The sequence below is a fragment of the Pedococcus sp. P1_H8 genome (assembly GCF_056405175.1).
Map to the genome: position 1 here is coordinate 1 of NZ_JBFUCP010000277.1, position 425 is coordinate 425.

At 74.3% G+C, this 425-nt stretch carries 1 protein-coding gene; it reads right to left on the reverse strand.

Features of this window, described 5'->3' with window-relative positions:
• A partial coding sequence (locus AC1DYG_RS19990; RefSeq protein ID WP_477641585.1) for an ATP-binding cassette domain-containing protein occupies positions 1 to 425 on the reverse strand: 425 nt, incomplete at both ends.

The following is a 425-nucleotide window of genomic DNA, read 5'->3' on the forward strand; positions in this document are numbered from 1 at the left end:
GTCACGTCSAGCGCGGTGGTCGGCTCGTCCGCAATCAGCAGGTCCGGCTCGCCCGAGAGTGCGAGCGCGATCACCACCCGCTGTTTCTGCCCGCCGGAGAGCTGGTGCGGGTACCAGTCCACCCGCCGCTCGGGTTCCGGGATCTCGACCAGCCGCAGCAACTCGACCGCACGGGCCCTGGCGGCGGCGCGGCCTGTCCTGCCGTGCGCCCGGAACGCCTGCGCGAGCTGCCATCCCACCGTCTGCACCGGGTTCAGCGCGGTCTGCGGCTCCTGGAACACCATGGCGGCCCGGGTGCCGCGCAGTCGGGCCAGCGTCTGCTCGTCGGCGCCCACCACCTCCTCGCCGCCGAGCCGGATCGAGCCGCGGGCGCGCGCCCCGTCGGGTAGCAGGCCCAGGACCGCCTTCGCGGTCATCGACTTGCC